Genomic DNA, 17,350 nt, shown 5'->3' with positions numbered 1-17,350 from the left:
TCCGATATCGGACGATCCTGACCGCTTACGCGGTCGGACCGCCGAAGATGTCGATACGGTCGCCCTCGGCGAGGGTCACGATCGCGCGCTTGGTCGCCGCACGCTGGCCGAAGCCGGTACGGGTCCGCTTGCGCTTGCCCTGGCGGTTGATCGTGTTGACCCCGGTGACCTTGACCGAGAAGACCGCCTGGACGGCCTGCTTGATCTGGGTCTTGTTGGCGTTCGGGTCGACGATGAACGTGTACTTGTTCTCGTCGAGGAGCGCGTAGCTCTTCTCGGAGACGACCGGCTTGATCAGGACGTCACGGGGGTCCGTGTACGACTTGCTCAGCGGCGTCTCGACGGTGTTCTTGCCCTCGGCGGCGTGGCGACGCGCCTTGGCGACGCGCGCGGCCTTGGCGGCCTTGGCGGCCTTCGAGGCAATGGCGGGGTGACGGATAGCCATCAGGCCTCGCTCCCTTCGGTGTCAGTGGCCTTCGGGCCGGACACGAAGGACTCGAAAGCGGCCTGGGTGAAGACCACGTCGTCGGAGACGATCACGTCGTACGTGTTCAGCTGGCCCGGCTCCAGGATGTGGACCTGGGGCAGGTTGCGGGCGGACAGCACGGCCTTCTCGTTCTCGCGGTCGACGACCAGCAGCACGTTCTTGCGCTCGCTGATCTTGGCGAGGAGAGCCTTGGCGGCCTTGGTGGAGATGTCCGACTCGACCACGTCGGTCACGACGTGGATGCGGTTGTTGCGAGCCCGGTCGGTGAGGGCGTGGCGCAGGGCCGCGGCCTTCATCTTCTTCGGGGTCCGCTGCGAGTAGTCGCGCGGCACGGGGCCGTGCACGACGCCACCACCGGCGAACTGCGGCGCGCGGGTCGAACCCTGGCGGGCGCGACCGGTGCCCTTCTGGCGGTACGGCTTCTTGCCACCACCACGGACTTCACCGCGGGTCTTGGTCTTGTGCGTGCCCTGGCGGGCAGCGGCCAGCTGCGCGACGACGACCTGGTGGATCAGCGGGATGCTGACCTTCTCAACGCCGAAGATCTCCGTGGGGAGCTCGACGGTACCGGCCTTCTCGCCCGCCGGCGAAAGGATGTCAACAGTGCTCATCGGTTACCTCAGGCCCCCTTGGCCGCGGTGCGGACCAGGACGAGGCCGCCGTTCGGACCGGGAACCGCGCCCTTGATGAGCAGCAGACCCTTCTCCGCGTCAACGGCGTGGACGGTCAGGTTCTGGGTGGTGACCCGCTCGTTGCCCATGCGACCCGCCATGCGGAGGCCCTTGAACACACGGCCCGGGGTGGCGCAGCCACCGATCGAACCGGGGGAGCGGTGCTTGCGCTGGGTGCCGTGACCGGCGCCGAGGCCCTTGAAGTTGTGACGCTTCATGACACCGGCGAAGCCCTTGCCCTTGCTCTTGCCGGTGACGTCGACCTTCGTACCGGCCTCGAACACCTCAGCGGTGATCTCCTGGCCGAGCGTGTACTCGGAGGCGTCCGCGGTGCGGATCTCGACGAGGTGACGACGGGGGGTGACGTCGGCCTTGGCGAAGTGACCCTTGAGGGGCTTGTTCACCTTGCGCGGGTCGATCTCGCCGAAGGCGATCTGGACGGACTCGTAGCCGTCGACGTCGTTGGTACGGACCTGGGTGACGACGTTCGGCCCGGCCTTGACGACGGTGACCGGAACAACGCGGTTGTTCTCGTCCCACACCTGCGTCATACCGAGCTTCTCGCCCAGGATGCCCTTGATCTGCTTAGCCATCTCTTCAGATCACCGGCCTCAGAGCTTGATCTCGATGTCGACGCCGGCCGGAAGGTCGAGTCGCATCAGAGAGTCAACGGTCTTGGGGGTCGGGTCGAGGATGTCGATCAGGCGCTTGTGCGTGCGCATCTCGAAGTGCTCGCGCGAGTCCTTGTACTTGTGCGGCGACTTGATGACGCAGTACACGTTCTTCTCAGTGGGCAGCGGCACCGGGCCCGCGACCGACGCACCAGTGCGGGTCACCGTCTCGACGATCTTCTTCGCCGAGGAGTCGATGACCTCGTGGTCGTAGGCCTTGAGCCGGATGCGGATCTTCTGTCCCGCCATGGCTACTTCGTAGTCCTGTCTCTCTTACGCTCTGGAACCCGGAGTTCGCTGCCTTCACCTCCGACCCACGCGGTCGGGCGTGTCGCGCTCCCACTGACACAGATGTCCCTTGATCGAACATCCCTGCGGGATTGCGCACGGCCCTGCGAACCGCGCCGACCGGGACCGAAAGGCCCACCGGGTGCCTGGCCGGCGCCGCGCTCACACTTCCCGGAAGATTCCCGTACGTCCGCCCCAGCGCTGCCGTGAGGCAGTTAGGACGACGAGTACTGTGGGACTCGCTTCCGGTCCTCCCGGCGGGAGGCGCGCAGCATCAACGCTCGACCGAGCAACTCCGACAGTCTGCCATAGGGGGCGGGGGGCTGGCCAATCGGGCCGGAGAGATTACCCCGATGGCGACGTGGGTCAAACGCCGGGGGTCCGCCCGGCGTGCCGAGCAAAGAGGCCGCAGGATCCGACGGACCCGGCGAGCCGATGGCCCGACCTCACGTCGGCCCCGCTTCACGGGAGTCCCTCGGCTGGTCCTTCGCCTCCAACGGCTCACTCGTGGTCACGTTCGGCGGCAGGGTCGTGACGGCGCCGCCGAGGAACAGGGTGGCGGCAGCGGCGGGTACGGCCATCCGGCCCCGGCGACGGTGTTTCGCGCCGCTGTGGGCAGAGGACACTCATGTCTCCTGTGGTGAAGAAGATGTGGGTGACATCGAATGGAAGAGGCTGATGCCACTTGCGCCTCACTGGTTTTCACCAGCCTCGTAGTCACCGCAAACTAGCTTTTTTCGCTCCCGTCACCAAGTGCCTCCCCCGCCCTCACGAGGCGGGCAGCGCCGCACGCTCCCGAGCGCCCGTGCACGTCGGTGTGGACTCCGGTACCCGGCGCACCGGATGTCACCGGTAGTACGTCACGCCTCCGGCCGTCCCCTGGGCGTCGAGTTCCAGCACCCCACCGTCGGGGGTCACGTAGACCGTGCCCGCGGTGAACCTGCCGTGCCCGGTGCCGGCCGGCAGTTGCGCGAGCGGGGTGGCCCGGCCGGTGCGCGGGTCGAGCCGAAGGAGCTGCGGCGGTCCGGAGGTGGAGACGGCGTACACCGGCGCGTCCCCGGCAGCGGCCGTGGCGAGCGCCGCCGAACGGTAACTCCACAGCTTGGCGCCGGTGGTGACGTCGAAACCGTCGATCTCGCTGCCGGCCGAGCTCTGGGCCGGGGTGACCAGGACGTCGCCGACGAGCCGTGCGGAGTGGTCGGCGGCGGAGTCGTTGCCCGGCGCCACTTCGGTGTTGCCGACGGCGAGCTTGCGGCTGTGTCCGGAGGAGGCGAAGACCCGCACGCTGTCCTCCGTCGGCGTGTGGATCGCGGCGACCAGCGGCGAGCTCGACAGGATGTGGGTCACCGCCGTCTGGGTGGGCCTCACCTGGGTCCAGAGCACCTTTCCGGTCTCGCCGTCGTACGCGGTGAAGGTGAACTTCTCCCGCTTGTCGGCGCAGTAGTCCTCCACCAGCACGACTCCGTCGGCGCCCCAGTCGTAGGCGTTGCAGTACGAGCCACGGGCCTTGAAGCCCCAGACACGGCGACCTGTGCGGATGTCCAGGCCCCCCAGGAAGTTCTCGCTGACGACCGTGGCGACGTCGCCCTGGACGTAGGTCCGGGCGGCCACCGCGGTGGGATGCCGTGCGTCGACCAGGGGCACGTGCCACACGACCTTCCCGGTGGACGTGTCGATGCCGGCCAGCGAGGTGCAGGAGCTGCCGTCCCGGCCGAAGGCGACCGTGCCGATGCCGCGCGCGGCGGGCACCGGGGACATGGCGCACGGCACGGTGCCCTTCACCGCCGGGTTGGTCCGCCACATCCGTCTGCCGTCGGACAGGCGGTACGCGCTGACGCCGCCGCGGGTGGACGCCCGGATCAGCAGCGTGTCGGTGCGCCAGCTCCCGATCAACTCGTCGTCCGCGGCGGGCGCGGGCACCTTCCACGCCGATGCCAACCGCTTCGACGCGACGGGGGTGGACTCCACCCGTTCCACCACGAGGGCGGCACCGCCCGTGACCGCGAGAACGGCGAGGGCGAGGGCGATCCGGCGCGCACGCCTGGCCTTTCCGCCCTCAGGCCGGGGGCGGGCCGCAACGGGCTCTGACGGCGCCACGGGTACGGGAGCCGCCGGTGGGTCGAAGGCGGTCCAGGGCGCAGGAGCACTCGGCGCCCCGGTGTGCGGCTCGCGGCCCGGCCCCGCATGGACCGGCCTGCGGGGCCGGAAGGCCCAGCCGGCGTCCTGCTGGGGAGCGCCCTGCCCTGGTGGCGGTTGTGTCGTCATTCTGTTCTTCCACTCCGCTCGGTCGTCCGCACCGCTCTCGCGCCCTCGTCGTCTTCGTACCGGCCGGGCCCGTGCCCCGGCCGCCTGAGCCCTCCGTTCGCGGCTCAGTCGCCCGTGCCGAACGGGTGGCCGAAGCCGGCTCGGGCCGACTCCACTTGGAAGGCCGCCTCGGCACCCACCGTGGTGTCGATGCGCCAGTCCATCACCTGCGAGCTTCCCGGCCAGGTCTTGCGCTGGTCGTACCAGACCAGCCCGATGACGTCCGCCTTGGCCGCGGACCGGAACAGGTCGCGGATCTGAGCCTCCTTGCGGTCGCTCTGTGCCACCCCGGTCTCGGTGATCAGCACGGGCTTGCCGCAGAAGCGCGCGATCGAGCGCAGGGTGGGTGTGAACAGACTTGAGAAGGCGACGCCGTCGACCGGCCCGTAGTAGCCGATGACGCCGACCCAGTCGACGTAGTCGTTCCCGGGGAAGTAGGGGCGCAGTGCGACGGTGCTCGCGGTGTCGATGACATGGGGGTTCCACACCCAGATCACGTTGGTGACGCCGAGGTCGCGGAAGACGTCGTGGACGTGCCGCCAGGCCGCGACGAAGTCGGCGGGCCTGGCGTGGCGCGGCCCCCAGGCGTTCCACGGGCCGTTCATCTCACCGGCGAAGGAGAGGGCCAACGGGCCCTGGTAGGCGGCGATCTGGCGGGCGAGCCGGCGGATGTAGGCGTCCTGGGCGCCCCCGGCCATCTCGGTCAGCGGAGTGCTGGAGGGCACCAGCGCGAGCATCGGGAGCTGGCCGTGCTTCCAGAGGAAGGCGTTGCCCTCCGGGTCGAAGTCGTCCCCCCAGGACATGTAGTACTCGCGTATGTCGGGGGCGCGCCCGGCCTGCCGCGTGAAGGTCTTGACGATGCCGTACTTCCAGGGCGTCTTGTTGTCGACGACGCCCAGCATCCTGCCGGACGGACGCAGCAAGGACGAGACGTCGAAGCGGGCGGCCGAGGGGGTGGGGGTGCCTTCGGTCGCTTCGGCGCCCCCGTAAGCCCCCTTCCCGCTGCAGGCGTGGACCGTGAAGAGGCTGGTCACCGCAAGTACCGCTGCGGCCACCAGGGAGCCGGGGCGGAGGAGTCTGGCCATGCGCGGGGCATCCGATCGGCAGGTGGGTGGGTCGGGGACCGGGATTGTACGAGGCATCCCTGAGCCCTCCACACACTCGTCTCGATCTGATCACAGGCCGACGGGCAGACCCTGCTAATTCGAACATCTCGTTCTGCGCGCACAGTTCGTTCGAGTATTTTGCGTCGCATCCTGGAGTACGCGGCGACGCGATCATTGAAAGCCGAGGTCGTCGGTGACCAGCCCACGTGCGGAAGTCGAGCCTTCCCCCGTCTTCGTGGACCAGACGGGGCGGCGCGGCCGTCGCCTGCGCGGCCTCGGCTGGGTGCTCGGCGCCCTGTGCGCCGGTGGCCTTCTGGCCATGATCTCCGGCCTGCTCGGAACCCAGTCGCAGGCACCGGCCCTCAGCGTCCCGGGCACCGCCGACACCACTCCGCCCGGCCAGTACCTGAACGCCTCGCCACCCTCTCCTCCGGGCACGGCCGGGCACCGGATCAGCCCGGCGCCCACCGCGAGCGCATCCTTCGCAGCGCGGGGCACCGGCACCGGCACCGGGGCCGGCACCCGTACCGCGGCCACCGGCGGCACCGTTACCGGGACCACCTCTGGCACCGGCTCCAGCACCGGGACCGCCTCTGGTACCGGCTCCAGCACCGAGACCGCCTCTGGTACCGGCTCCAGCACCGGGACCGCCCCTGGTACCGCCGCACCGACCGCTGTTTCCTGACACGCGAAGACAACGACCAGGAAAGCCATGTCCCGCCAACCACGCTCCCGGCGTGCCGCCCCGCGGCCACGCAGACTCGCCGCGCCCCCCTTGCGTTTCTTCCTGCCGCTGGCCGTGCTGGTGACGCTGCTGGCCCTGCTGGTGCTGCGGGGCATGGCGAACAACGAGGTCTTCCACGACGAGCGCATCGCGGTCTCGGTGGACAAGGGCACCGTGCCGCGCAGCGTGCTCGAGGGCGGTCCGATCGTGGACGCGCGGGGCAGCAGGAACGACAAGCCCGTCAGCTACACGATCCCGGACAAGACCGTGGTCCTGAGCTTCGACGACGGTCCGTCCCCCCAGTGGACACCCAAGATCCTCAAGGTGCTGGCAGCCAAGCACGTGCACGCCGACTTCTTCGTCACCGGCTCCATGACCACCCGCAACCCCTCGCTGATACGCCGGATCGTGGCCGGCGGCAACGAGATCGGCCTGCACACCTTCACCCACCCCGACCTCGCGCTGCAGAGCAGTACCAGGCTCCGGTGGGAACTCGGGGAGACCCAGCTGGCCCTGGCAGGCGTCGCCGGCATCCACACCAGCCTGTTCCGCCCGCCGTACTCCTCCACCGCCGACGCGCTCGACGACTGGTCATGGCCGGTGGCCAAGGAGGTCGGATCGGACGGCTATCTGGTCGCCTTCATCAACAAGGACACCGACGACTGGAAGCGCCCCGGCGTCAACGCCATCGTCCAGGCGGCCCTGCCCGACCTGCCCGGGCAGGGTGAGATGGTGCTGCTGCACGACGCGGGTGGCAACCGGTCGCAGACGCTGGCCGCGCTCCCGGTCATCATCGACAAGCTCAGGGCCGAGGGCTACACCTTCAGGACCATCGGCGAGGCACTCGGCACCGGCAGCGCCAACACGCGGGTCACCGGCTACAACCTGTGGGCTGGAAAAACGTTCCTGTGGTGCACCACGCTCTCCGTGCGCTTGATGCCCTGGCTGGTCGCCCTGCTCGCGGTCGTCGGCACGCTGGTCTTCCTGCGCTTCGCCCTGATGCTGGTGCTCTCGGTCGTGCATGTGCGCCGCACCCGCAAGCAGGGTTTCACCTGGGGCTATTCGGTGACCGAACCGGCCACCGTGGTCGTGCCCGCCTACAACGAGCAGGAGTGCATCACCAACACCCTGCTCTCACTGGCCAGAAGCGACCACCCGATCGAGGTGATCGTCGTCGACGACGGGTCGACCGACGACACCGCCGCCATCGTGGAGGAACTCGACCTGCCGATGGTCCGGCTGATCCGCCAGCCCAACAGCGGCAAACCGGCCGCCCTCAACACCGGTGTGGCCGCGGCCTCCTGCGACCTCATCGTCATGATGGACGGCGACACGGTCTTCGAGCCCTCGACCGTCCGTGAGCTGGTGCAGCCCTTCGCCGATCCGCAGATCGGCGCGGTGGCCGGCAACGCCAAGGTCGGCAACCGGGACACGCTGATCGGCGCCTGGCAGCACATCGAGTACGTGATGGGCTTCAACCTGGACCGCCGGATGTACGACGTGCTCGGCTGCATGCCGACCATCCCCGGTGCCGTGGGCGGCTTCCGTCGTACGGCGCTGGAGCAGGTGGGCGGCATGAGCGACGACACGCTCGCCGAGGACACCGACGTGACCATGGCGCTGCACCGGGCCGGCTGGAAGATCGTCTACGCGGAGAAGGCCCGCGCCTGGACCGAGGCGCCCGGCAACCTGCGCCAGCTGTGGTCCCAGCGCTACCGCTGGAGCTACGGCACCATGCAGGCGATGTGGAAGCACCGGCACGCGGTGCTGGAGCGCGGTACGGCCGGGCACTTCGGCCGGATCGGACTGCCCTTCGTCGCCGTGTTCATGGTGCTCACACCCCTGCTCGCCCCCGCCATCGACGTCGCCATGGTCTACGGGGTGGTCTTCGTCGACCCCTACAGGACCCTGGGTGCCTGGTTCGGGGTGATGGCCATCCAGGCCCTCTTTGCCGGATGGTCCTTCTACCTGGACGGGGAGAAGCCCTGGCACCTGATCACCCTGCCTCTGCAGCAGGTGGTCTACCGGGTCCTGATGTACATGGTCCTGCTGCAGTCGTGGATCACCGCACTGACCGGAGGCCACCTGCGCTGGCAGAAGCTGCGGCGCACCGGCGAGGTCGGGCTTGACGTCACCATGGGGGAGATGCCGTCATGACCACTGCGGAACCGGGTGGACTCGGACGCGACTTCGACACCATGGCCCTGCGGGCCATGGACACCGCCGTCCTGCCGGCGCGCACCCCCGCCGCGCCGCGGAACGAGCCGGCGACCGGGCCCGCCGCGCCCGGGCCGAAAGCCGGCCGTGACCGCTACCTGGACCTGCTGCGGGCCATGGCTCTGGTCCGGGTGGTGATCTACCACAACTTCTCATGGACCTGGCTGCCGCTGGTCTTCCCCTCCATGGGCGTGATGTTCGCCCTGGCCGGATCGCTGATGGCCCGGTCTCTGAACCGGCCGGCCCTGAGCGTCATCCGGTCGCGGACGCGCCGTCTCCTTCCCCCCATGTGGATGTTCGGCGCGGTCATGCTGCCCGCGATGATCCTCGACGGCTGGGGCCCGAACTCCGAGGGGCACCCCACCTGGTGGTGGATCCACCTCGTGTTCTGGGTCCTGCCGATCAGCACCCCGTCCTTCGCCTCCCACCTGACCGGCTTCGGCGGCCACCTGCCGGCCACCTGGGCGCAGCAGGTCGTGGTACCGCTGTGGTACCTGCGTGCCTACCTCTGGTTCATGCTGCTGTCCCCGCTCATGCTGAAGGCCGTACGCCGACTGCCCTGGGTCACCCTGCTGGTGCCGCTGGCGCTGTCGGCCTTCCTCAACTCCGGCCTGGTCGACCAGGCCGGCCGGGTGATGGAGACGGCCACCGACTTCACCACCTTCGCCTCCTGCTGGCTGCTCGGCATGGCCCACCACGAGGGGGTGTTCCGGCGCATCCCCCAGTACGTCGCACCCTCGATCGCACCGCTGGTGCTCGCCCTCGGCTACTGGTGGCTGCAACAGGCCCCCGTGGACCAGCCCCGCATCGGTCCCGACCTGGAGGCGGTACCCCTGGCCCAGGCGCTCTGGTCGTTCGGCAGCGTGATGCTCCTGCTCCACCTGAGCCCCTCCTGGGAGAGGTGGCCCCGGCGACTGGAGCGGTTCAACGGGGTCGTGACCCTCCTCAACTCCCGGGCGGTCACCCTCTACCTGTGGCACTGCCTCGCGCTGGTGCTGACCGAACCGCTGATCGCACCGCTCTGGAACAACGACTTCTGCTACACGCACCTGCACTGGCTGTTGTCCAGCCAGTGGTTCCCGCTGCTGGTGGCCGTTCCGTTGATCCTTCTGGCGCTGCTGGCCTTCGGCTGGGTGGAGGACGTGGCGGCCAAGCGCAGACCGCGGCTGTTCCCCTATCCGCGGCAACCCAGGGGCCAGCGGCGCAAGTAGCCGACGGCTGTCCGGCAAGGCGGTGTCTGCGAAGGGCGTCCAGAAGGCCGTGTCCGGCTTCACCTCCGACGGGACCCACTTCGTCGACACCCTGCCCATGTCCTGACGCCGACCGGGCCGAGGAGTGGTCGGCCCCGGCACCTCCGGTCAGGCGCCCCGCAGCCTCTCCGCCAACCAGTCGAACACCACCTCGCAGTGCTGCTGCGGCGCCATCGGTGAGCAGTGCAGCTGGGCGCCCGTCGCCGCGGTGAGCTTCACGTAGTCCTTGGGTGCCCTCAGTCTGTCGTACAGCTGGGCCGCCTGGCCCGGGTAGAACTGCTCGTCCTGGTAGTCGAGGACCAGGGTGGGGGCCTTGATGCGGCCCACCACGTTCGTGATCGTCAGGGACCGGATGAGGCTCGCCGGGGTGTGGAAGTCGGTGAACGTCCTGCCCTTGCGGGCCGCCTGCATCGCCGCGGCGGAGAACGGCTCGAAGCGTTTCCTCAGCGTCGCCGCGTCGGCGGGGGACAGTTCCGGGACGATCTCCTTGTTCCAGGCGGCGTTGGTCTCCGCCTTGTCCGGGGTGAGGATCTTGCGGACCTCCGGGGGGAAGGCGAGCCACGGTGCGAGGCAGCCGGGCATCGCCACCAGGGCCGCGATCCGCCGTTCGAAGGCCGCCGCGCGAGGAGCCAGGCAGCCTCCCATGCTCAGTCCCGTGAGCGCGATTCTGCGGGTGTCGACGTCGGATCGGTCGACCAGCCAGTCGACGATCGGCCGGACCACGTTCTCCCAGTGTGGGGTGAACACCACCCGATCGATGAAGATCAGCCGCCCCTGGCCCGGTCCTTCGTACACCAGCGCGTTCCAGCCCCGGTCCAGGGCGGCCGACACCCCGTACGTCCACATGTCGACGTTCTGCCCGTCGCTGCCGTTGGTGAGGATCACGGTGCGGCGCGGCCGTCCCGATGTGTCCGGGCGGAAGAGCCACACGGGCAGCGGGGTCCTCCCGTACGGGACGTCGGCCGTCACCGGCGGCGGGTCGCACAGCCGGCAGAAGGTGTCCCAGGCCCCGCGCCCGGCCCGGTAGAGCGCCTCCTCGCTGCCGGGGTCCTGGGAGCCGAGGACGAAGAAGAGTGCCTGGGCGTAGTACTGCGAGGCCCGCAGGGCGCGGAACCGCCTGGTTTCGCGGTCGGGCCTGCTACCGCCCGGCCCCTTCATCAGCCGGTCACCGAGGCTTCTGAAGGTCTGGACGTACGTCTGCGCGGTGAGGCCGACCTTGTTGATCGCGTTGACGGCGGTGAGCACCTCGCCCACCTCGCTGCTGCGCTGTCCGGCCGCGCCGAGCGCCAGGAGCCCGCCGAAGTTGAACTCCGGGTTGTCGAAGAGCGTCATCGCACCGGGGGCCGGGACGTCGACCGTCGCGGAGGCCGACGGCCCGGCCCCCGGCCCGCGCCCCGGCGAGGTGTCCGTGGCCGTGCATCCGGCGGCCAGCAGGGCTCCGGCCGCACCGGCGAGCCCGGCCAGGGTGCCACGCCGACTGGGTCCGGGCACCGGGGCAGCCGTTGGATTGTCCATGACGCCCGAACGTAGGACCGCGCCCGTCGCACCTCTCCGCACGACACCTGTCGTTCCCCCGAACAGCCTCGGGGATCAGCTCGGCCAGGGCACCGTCGAGACGAAGAGGAAGACCGGGTGCACGATCGTGCCGGGTGCGAGGCGGCGCCCGGGACCAGGGGTCGGACACGTCGAACACGTTCGCAACGACGCGAAGAGGCCCGCACGACCGAAGTCGTGCGGGCCTCTTCGGGTCAGCTGACCCAGGGGGTCGGACCCTCAAGCAAGCAGAACTTACTTGACGATCTTGGTGACCTGGCCGGCGCCCACGGTCCGACCACCCTCACGGATGGCGAACTTCAGGCCCTCCTCCATGGCGACGGGCTGGATGAGCTCCACCTTCATCTCGGTGTTGTCACCCGGCATGACCATCTCGGTGCCCTCGGGGAGGGTCACCACGCCGGTCACGTCCGTCGTACGGAAGTAGAACTGCGGGCGGTAGTTGTTGAAGAACGGCGTGTGGCGGCCACCCTCGTCCTTGGACAGGATGTAGGCCTGCGCCTCGAACTCGGTGTGCGGGGTGACCGAGCCCGGCTTGATGATGACCTGGCCGCGCTCGACGTCCTCGCGCTTGATGCCGCGGAGCAGCAGACCGACGTTCTCACCGGCCTGGCCCTCGTCGAGCAGCTTGCGGAACATCTCGATGCCGGTGACCGTGGTGGAGGTCTTCTCCGGCTTGATGCCGATGATGTCGACCGTCTCGTTGACCTTCAGGACACCGCGCTCGATACGGCCGGTGACGACCGTACCGCGACCGGTGATCGTGAAGACGTCCTCGATCGGCATCAGGAACGGCTTGTCGACGTCACGCTCGGGCTCCGGGATGGAGGTGTCGACGGCGTTCATGAGGTCGAGGACCGACTGGGTCCACTTCGGGTCGCCCTCGAGCGCCTTCAGAGCGGAGACCTGGACGACCGGAACGTCGTCGCCCGGGAACTCGTACTCGGTGAGGAGCTCACGGACCTCGAGCTCGACGAGCTCCAGGATCTCCTCGTCGTCCACCATGTCGGCCTTGTTCAGGGCGACGACGATGTACGGCACGCCGACCTGGCGGGCCAGGAGCACGTGCTCCTTGGTCTGCGGCATCGGGCCGTCGGTGGCGGCGACCACCAGGATGGCGCCGTCCATCTGCGCCGCACCGGTGATCATGTTCTTGATGTAGTCCGCGTGACCCGGGCAGTCGACGTGGGCGTAGTGACGCGACTCGGTCTGGTACTCGACGTGCGCGATGGAGATGGTGATACCGCGCTGGCGCTCCTCAGGAGCCTTGTCGATGTTGTCGAACGGGGTGGCCTCGTTCAGCTCCGGGTACGCGTCGTGCAGCACCTTGGTAATGGCGGCCGTGAGGGTCGTCTTACCGTGGTCGATGTGACCGATGGTGCCGATGTTGACGTGCGGCTTAGTCCGCTCGAACTTCGCCTTCGCCACTGGGGTCCTCCTGTGGAGTGGTTCTGTACGCCTTACTCATCGGCGCCAGGTGATCTTTGCTGGGGTGCCGGCCGCCGGGGTCGCTCCCACCCGGGTGAAACGGGGGTTTGAAACCCCGGCGGTCGGTGTCAAGCCTAAAGCGTGTGGACGCGGTGCGTTACTCGCCCTTGGCCTTCGCGATGATCTCCTCGGCGACGTTCCGCGGAACCTCGGCGTAGGAGTCGAACTGCATCGAGTAGCTCGCGCGACCCGACGTCTTGCTGCGGAGGTCGCCGACGTAGCCGAACATCTCCGACAGCGGAACCAGGCCCTTCACGACACGGGCGCCGGCACGCTCCTCCATGGCCTGGATCTGGCCACGACGGGAGTTGATGTCACCGATGACCTCACCCATGTAGTCCTCGGGCGTGGTGACCTCGACGGCCATCATCGGCTCGAGCAGCACGGGCTTGGCCTTGCGCGCGGCCTCCTTGAAGGCCTGCGAACCGGCAATCTTGAAGGCCAGCTCGGAGGAGTCGACCTCGTGGTACGCACCGTCGAGCAGGGTGACGCGGACGCCGGTCATCTCGTAGCCCGCGAGGATGCCGAACTGCATCGCCTCCTGGCAGCCGGCGTCGACCGAAGGGATGTACTCCTTCGGGATGCGACCACCGGTCACCTGGTTCACGAACTCGTACGACATGTCGCCGCTCTCGATCGGCTCGACCGAGATGATGACGCGACCGAACTGACCGGTACCACCCGTCTGCTTCTTGTGGGTGTACTCGACCTTCTCGACCTTCTGGCGAATGGTCTCGCGGTACGCGACCTGCGGCTTGCCGACGTTGGCCTCGACCTTGAACTCACGGCGCATACGGTCGACCAGCACCTCGAGGTGCAGCTCGCCCATGCCGCCGATGACGGTCTGGCCGGTCTCCTCGTTGGTGTGCACCTGGAAGGAGGGGTCCTCCTCCGCGAGACGCTGGATGGCGACACCCAGCTTCTCCTGGTCACCCTTGGACTTGGGCTCGATCGCGACCTCGATGACCGGGGCCGGGAAGTCCATGGACTCCAGGATCACCGGGTTCTTGTCGTCGCAGAGCGTCTCACCGGTGGTGGTCTGCTTCAGGCCCATGACGGCGACGATGTCACCGGCGCCCACCGACTCGATCTCCTCACGCTTGTTGGCGTGCATGCGGTAGATCTTGCCGATGCGCTCCTTGCGGCCCTTGACGGAGTTCAGCACGGCGGTGCCGGACTCCAGACGGCCGGAGTACACGCGGACGAAGGTGAGCTTGCCGAGGTGCGGGTCGCTCATGATCTTGAACGCCAGCGCCGACAGCGGCTCCTCGTCGGACGGCTTGCGCTTGATGACCGTCTCCGAGTCCTTGACGTCGTGGCCCTCGATGGCCTCGATGTCGACCGGGGACGGCAGGTAGCGCACGACCGCGTCGAGCAGGGGCTGGACGCCCTTGTTCTTGAACGCGGTACCACAGAACACCGGGGTGACGGTGGTGCCGGTGCCCTTGCCGGACGCGATGGTGATACGACGGATCGCCGCGTACAGCTGCTCCTCGGTGGGCTCCTCGCCCTCGAGGTACAGCTCCATCAGCTCCTCGTCGTTCTCCGCGACGGCCTCGAGCAGCTTGCCGCGCCACTCCTCGGCGGCCTCGGTGTGCGTGGCCGGGATGTCGACGACGTCGTACATCTCGCCCTTGGTCGCCTCCGCGGACCAGACCAGGGCCTTCATGCGGACCAGGTCCACAACGCCCTTGAAGTCGGCCTCGGCACCGATCGGCAGCTGCATGACCAGCGGCTGCGCGCCCAGGCGGTCGGAGATCATGTCGACGCAGCGGTGGAACTCGGCACCGGTGCGGTCGAGCTTGTTGACGAAGCAGATGCGCGGAACGCCGTAGCGGTCCGCCTGACGCCACACCGTCTCGGACTGCGGCTCAACGCCGGCAACGCCGTCGAACACCGTCACGGCACCGTCGAGCACGCGCAGGGAGCGCTCCACCTCGACCGTGAAGTCGACGTGGCCCGGGGTGTCGATGATGTTGATGGTGTGGTCGACGTCTTCCAGCGGCCAGTGACAGGTGGTGGCAGCAGAGGTGATCGTGATGCCACGCTCCTGCTCCTGCTCCATCCAGTCCATGGTGGCAGCGCCGTCGTGGACCTCACCGATCTTGTACGAAACGCCGGTGTAGAACAGGATCCGCTCGGTGGTGGTCGTCTTGCCCGCGTCGATGTGGGCCATGATGCCGATGTTGCGCACCCTGGCCAGGTCAAGCGAAGTGGTAGCCATAAGGCTTCAGTCTTCTCTCGGTTCTCGATGGGGTAGCGACTACCAGCGGTAGTGCGCGAAGGCCTTGTTGGACTCGGCCATCTTGTGCGTGTCCTCGCGCTTCTTCACAGCGGCGCCGAGGCCGTTGGACGCGTCGAGGAGCTCGTTCAGCAGACGCTCGGTCATGGTCTTCTCGCGGCGGGCGCGGGAGTAACCGACCAGCCAGCGCAGCGCCAGGGTGTTGGCACGGCCGGGCTTGACCTCGACCGGGACCTGGTAGGTGGCGCCACCGACACGGCGGGACTTGACCTCGAGGGTCGGCTTGATGTTCTCCAGAGCGCGCTTGAGCGTGATGACCGGGTCGTTGCCGGTCTTGTCGCGCAGGCCCTCCATGGCACCGTAGACGATGCGCTCGGCGGTGGAGCGCTTGCCGTTCAGCAGCACCTTGTTGATGAGCGACGTGACCAGAGGAGAACCGTAGACCGGGTCGATGATGACCGGACGCTTCGGGGCGGGGCCCTTACGAGGCATTCTTACTTCTCCTTCTTGGCGCCGTAACGGCTACGAGCCTGCTTGCGGTTCTTGACACCCTGGGTGTCGAGCGAACCGCGGATGATCTTGTAGCGAACACCCGGCAGGTCCTTAACACGGCCGCCGCGCACGAGCACGATGGAGTGCTCCTGCAGGTTGTGTCCCTCACCCGGAATGTAGGCCGTGACCTCGATCCCGCTGGTCAGACGCACACGCGCGACCTTACGCAGGGCCGAGTTCGGCTTCTTCGGGGTGGTCGTGAACACACGCGTGCAGACGCCACGACGCTGAGGCGAACCCTCGAGTGCGGGCGTCTTGTTCTTCTCGACCTTGTCCTGCCGGCCCTTGCGGACCAGCTGCTGGATCGTAGGCACTACTTCTCCGGTTTCTGTGTGCCGATGGGTACAGCTAACCTGGAACGTCACCGACCCACGCGGTCGGGTGTGTCGAATCCCGCAGACTCCCGCCGCCAGGCGAAAAGGGCGCAGATTACGGTGGCCGGTCGCGACTCCCACTGCGGTGTGAAGGCACGCACGAGAGCCAGGGCACACCCCAGGCACAAGGTCTGAGCGTACCTACCTCACGGACTTCGGTCAAAACAAATGGAGTGCCTCACGACACGCCGGATTTCTCACCTCACCGCCTGCGATTCCTCCCGGCTTGTCCGAGGGCGCCGGGAGAGGTCCTCCGTAGCGCTCCGGGCCAGGTCGAAGGCCGTACGCAACGCTCCGGCCAACGATGGCCGAATCGCGCTCTTCCGCGCCCCGCGCTCTTGCGCTTTCAGTACGTTGATCCGTCCGCCGCGGCGCATGGTGAACGGGCGGAGTGATCGGGGGTGGGGCATGACAACGGCCTGGACTGCGGCGTACTCGCCGGACGACGGCGGGCTGGACGACAGGGTGCCGTTCCTGGCGCGGCTGGAGACCGAGGACCGGTCGGCGCTGCTGTCACTCGGGCGCGAGCTGACGTTCACCCCGCGGATGGTCCTGATCCATCAGCACGAGCCGTCGTCCCATGTCCTCTTCCTGGTGAACGGCTGGACGAAGGTCACCGCGTCGGCGGCCAACGGCTACGAGGCGCTGCTCGCGCTGCGCGGGCCCGGCGACGTGGTCGGCGAGTCGGCGGCGCTGACCGGGCGGCCGCGGTCGGCGACGGTGACCGCGCTGGAGGCAGTGCGGGCGGTGGCGGTGGAGCACGAGAGGTTCAGGGGCTTCCTGGGCGACCGGCCGGCCGTCTCGTTCGCTCTGCTGGGCCTGACCGCGGACCGCACGCGCGCGGCGGACCGGCGCCGACTGGAGTTCGCGTCGATGAGCGTGCGGGAGCGGTTCGCCGTGCTGCTGCTGGATCTGGCCCGCATGCACGGCCGCCGCACCGCCGAGGGAATCGAACTGTGCGTCCCGTTGAGCAAGCAGGAGCTGGCGGGCTCGGTGGGCGCGTCACGGGAGATGGTGCAGCGGCTGCTGCGCGAACTCCGCGACAAGGACGCGGTGGCCACGGGGCGGCGCGCGCTGCTGATCCTGCGGCCGGACATCCTGCGCCGGATCGCGGCGGCGGGACCTTCGGCGGGGGTCCCCTCGCCGCCGGGGCCGCGGGAGCAGTGAGGGAGGGGTTCCGCCCCCGCAGCCCTTACCAGCCCCGGCCGGCAGCAATCAGCCCGTCCGGGGGTCCTCCCTGCCCGCAGAGCTCGGCGGAGTTCGAGGACGCACCCGTTGCGGCCGACAGCGGGGGTCTGGGGGCGGCACCCCCCCAGGGACGGGAGGGAAGGGGCGGCGGTGGCGGGAAACGTTCCCGGCACCGGACCTGCCTCGCCCCCACCACCCCGCCAAGCCCTTCTGTGCATACGGTCACACTTCTAC

At 68.6% G+C, this 17,350-nt stretch carries 16 protein-coding genes; 4 read left to right on the top strand and 12 right to left on the bottom strand.

What is annotated here, in order from left to right; all coding sequences use genetic code 11:
- Nucleotides 1-25: 25 nt before the first annotated feature.
- From rplW to AC5WS8_RS15975, 7 genes are all read right to left on the bottom strand, one after another.
- A complete protein-coding gene (rplW, locus tag AC5WS8_RS16005) occupies nt 26-445 on the bottom strand; it encodes a 50S ribosomal protein L23 (protein ID WP_496104057.1) in 420 nt (139 codons plus the stop codon).
- Nucleotides 445-1,098 (bottom strand): 50S ribosomal protein L4, encoded by a 654-nt coding sequence (gene rplD, locus AC5WS8_RS16000; RefSeq protein WP_496104056.1) that lies wholly within the window; start codon nt 1,096-1,098, stop codon nt 445-447. The genes rplW and rplD overlap by 1 nt, the downstream gene beginning before the upstream one ends.
- Before the next feature lie 8 nt (nt 1,099-1,106).
- Nucleotides 1,107-1,751: a 50S ribosomal protein L3 gene (gene rplC / locus AC5WS8_RS15995; RefSeq protein WP_496104055.1), complete on the bottom strand. Its 645-nt coding sequence runs from the start codon at nt 1,749-1,751 to the stop codon at nt 1,107-1,109.
- A gap of 18 nt (nt 1,752-1,769) precedes the next feature.
- Complete coding sequence (gene rpsJ / locus AC5WS8_RS15990) at nt 1,770-2,078, bottom strand: 30S ribosomal protein S10 (protein ID WP_003948644.1); 309 nt, start codon at nt 2,076-2,078, stop codon at nt 1,770-1,772.
- A gap of 485 nt (nt 2,079-2,563) precedes the next feature.
- The gene (locus AC5WS8_RS15985; protein WP_496104054.1) at nt 2,564-2,743 is read right to left on the bottom strand and encodes a hypothetical protein; all 180 of its coding nucleotides are present in this window, start codon (nt 2,741-2,743) and stop codon (nt 2,564-2,566) included.
- Nucleotides 2,744-2,963: 220 nt separating this feature from the next.
- Nucleotides 2,964-4,382: an outer membrane protein assembly factor BamB family protein gene (locus tag AC5WS8_RS15980; RefSeq protein ID WP_496104053.1), complete on the bottom strand. Its 1,419-nt coding sequence runs from the start codon at nt 4,380-4,382 to the stop codon at nt 2,964-2,966.
- Between the two features lie 104 nt (nt 4,383-4,486).
- On the bottom strand, nt 4,487-5,506 hold the full coding sequence (locus AC5WS8_RS15975; RefSeq protein WP_496104052.1) for a glycoside hydrolase family 26 protein: 1,020 nt from the start codon (nt 5,504-5,506) through the stop codon (nt 4,487-4,489).
- A 214-nt stretch (nt 5,507-5,720) separates the two neighbouring features.
- Between AC5WS8_RS15975 and AC5WS8_RS15970 the strand changes: the two genes are divergently transcribed.
- The 3 genes from AC5WS8_RS15970 to AC5WS8_RS15960 are packed head-to-tail and all read left to right on the top strand — an operon-like array spanning nt 5,721 to nt 9,679.
- The gene (locus AC5WS8_RS15970; protein ID WP_496104051.1) at nt 5,721-6,212 is read left to right on the top strand and encodes a hypothetical protein; all 492 of its coding nucleotides are present in this window, start codon (nt 5,721-5,723) and stop codon (nt 6,210-6,212) included.
- Between the two features lie 27 nt (nt 6,213-6,239).
- A complete protein-coding gene (locus AC5WS8_RS15965) occupies nt 6,240-8,408 on the top strand; it encodes a bifunctional polysaccharide deacetylase/glycosyltransferase family 2 protein (RefSeq protein ID WP_496104050.1) in 2,169 nt (722 codons plus the stop codon).
- A complete protein-coding gene (locus AC5WS8_RS15960; protein WP_496104049.1) occupies nt 8,405-9,679 on the top strand; it encodes an acyltransferase family protein in 1,275 nt (424 codons plus the stop codon). The genes AC5WS8_RS15965 and AC5WS8_RS15960 overlap by 4 nt, the downstream gene beginning before the upstream one ends.
- A gap of 147 nt (nt 9,680-9,826) precedes the next feature.
- On the opposite strand, the gene AC5WS8_RS15955 is transcribed toward AC5WS8_RS15960, so the two are convergent.
- The 5 genes from AC5WS8_RS15955 to rpsL form a co-directional block, all read right to left on the bottom strand.
- Nucleotides 9,827-11,233, bottom strand: a complete 1,407-nt coding sequence (locus AC5WS8_RS15955; RefSeq protein ID WP_496104048.1) for an alpha/beta hydrolase family protein — start codon at nt 11,231-11,233, stop codon at nt 9,827-9,829.
- Between the two features lie 273 nt (nt 11,234-11,506).
- Nucleotides 11,507-12,700 (bottom strand): elongation factor Tu, encoded by a 1,194-nt coding sequence (gene tuf, locus AC5WS8_RS15950; RefSeq protein ID WP_496104047.1) that lies wholly within the window; start codon nt 12,698-12,700, stop codon nt 11,507-11,509.
- A gap of 157 nt (nt 12,701-12,857) precedes the next feature.
- The gene (gene fusA / locus AC5WS8_RS15945) at nt 12,858-14,984 is read right to left on the bottom strand and encodes an elongation factor G (RefSeq protein ID WP_496104046.1); all 2,127 of its coding nucleotides are present in this window, start codon (nt 14,982-14,984) and stop codon (nt 12,858-12,860) included.
- A 39-nt stretch (nt 14,985-15,023) separates the two neighbouring features.
- The gene (gene rpsG, locus AC5WS8_RS15940) at nt 15,024-15,494 is read right to left on the bottom strand and encodes a 30S ribosomal protein S7 (protein WP_009330725.1); all 471 of its coding nucleotides are present in this window, start codon (nt 15,492-15,494) and stop codon (nt 15,024-15,026) included.
- Between the two features lie 2 nt (nt 15,495-15,496).
- Complete coding sequence (rpsL, locus tag AC5WS8_RS15935) at nt 15,497-15,868, bottom strand: 30S ribosomal protein S12 (RefSeq protein WP_003948652.1); 372 nt, start codon at nt 15,866-15,868, stop codon at nt 15,497-15,499.
- Between the two features lie 468 nt (nt 15,869-16,336).
- Here rpsL and AC5WS8_RS15930 point away from each other — a divergent pair, with 468 nt between their 5' ends.
- Nucleotides 16,337-17,095, top strand: coding sequence for a Crp/Fnr family transcriptional regulator (locus AC5WS8_RS15930; protein ID WP_496104045.1), 759 nt, complete (start codon nt 16,337-16,339; stop codon nt 17,093-17,095).
- Nucleotides 17,096-17,350 lie beyond the last annotated feature (255 nt).

The organism is Streptomyces sp. PTL18 (genome assembly GCF_059510295.1).
Note: the sequence above shows the minus strand (reverse complement) of the source record. Positions and strands in the feature narration are given on the sequence as shown.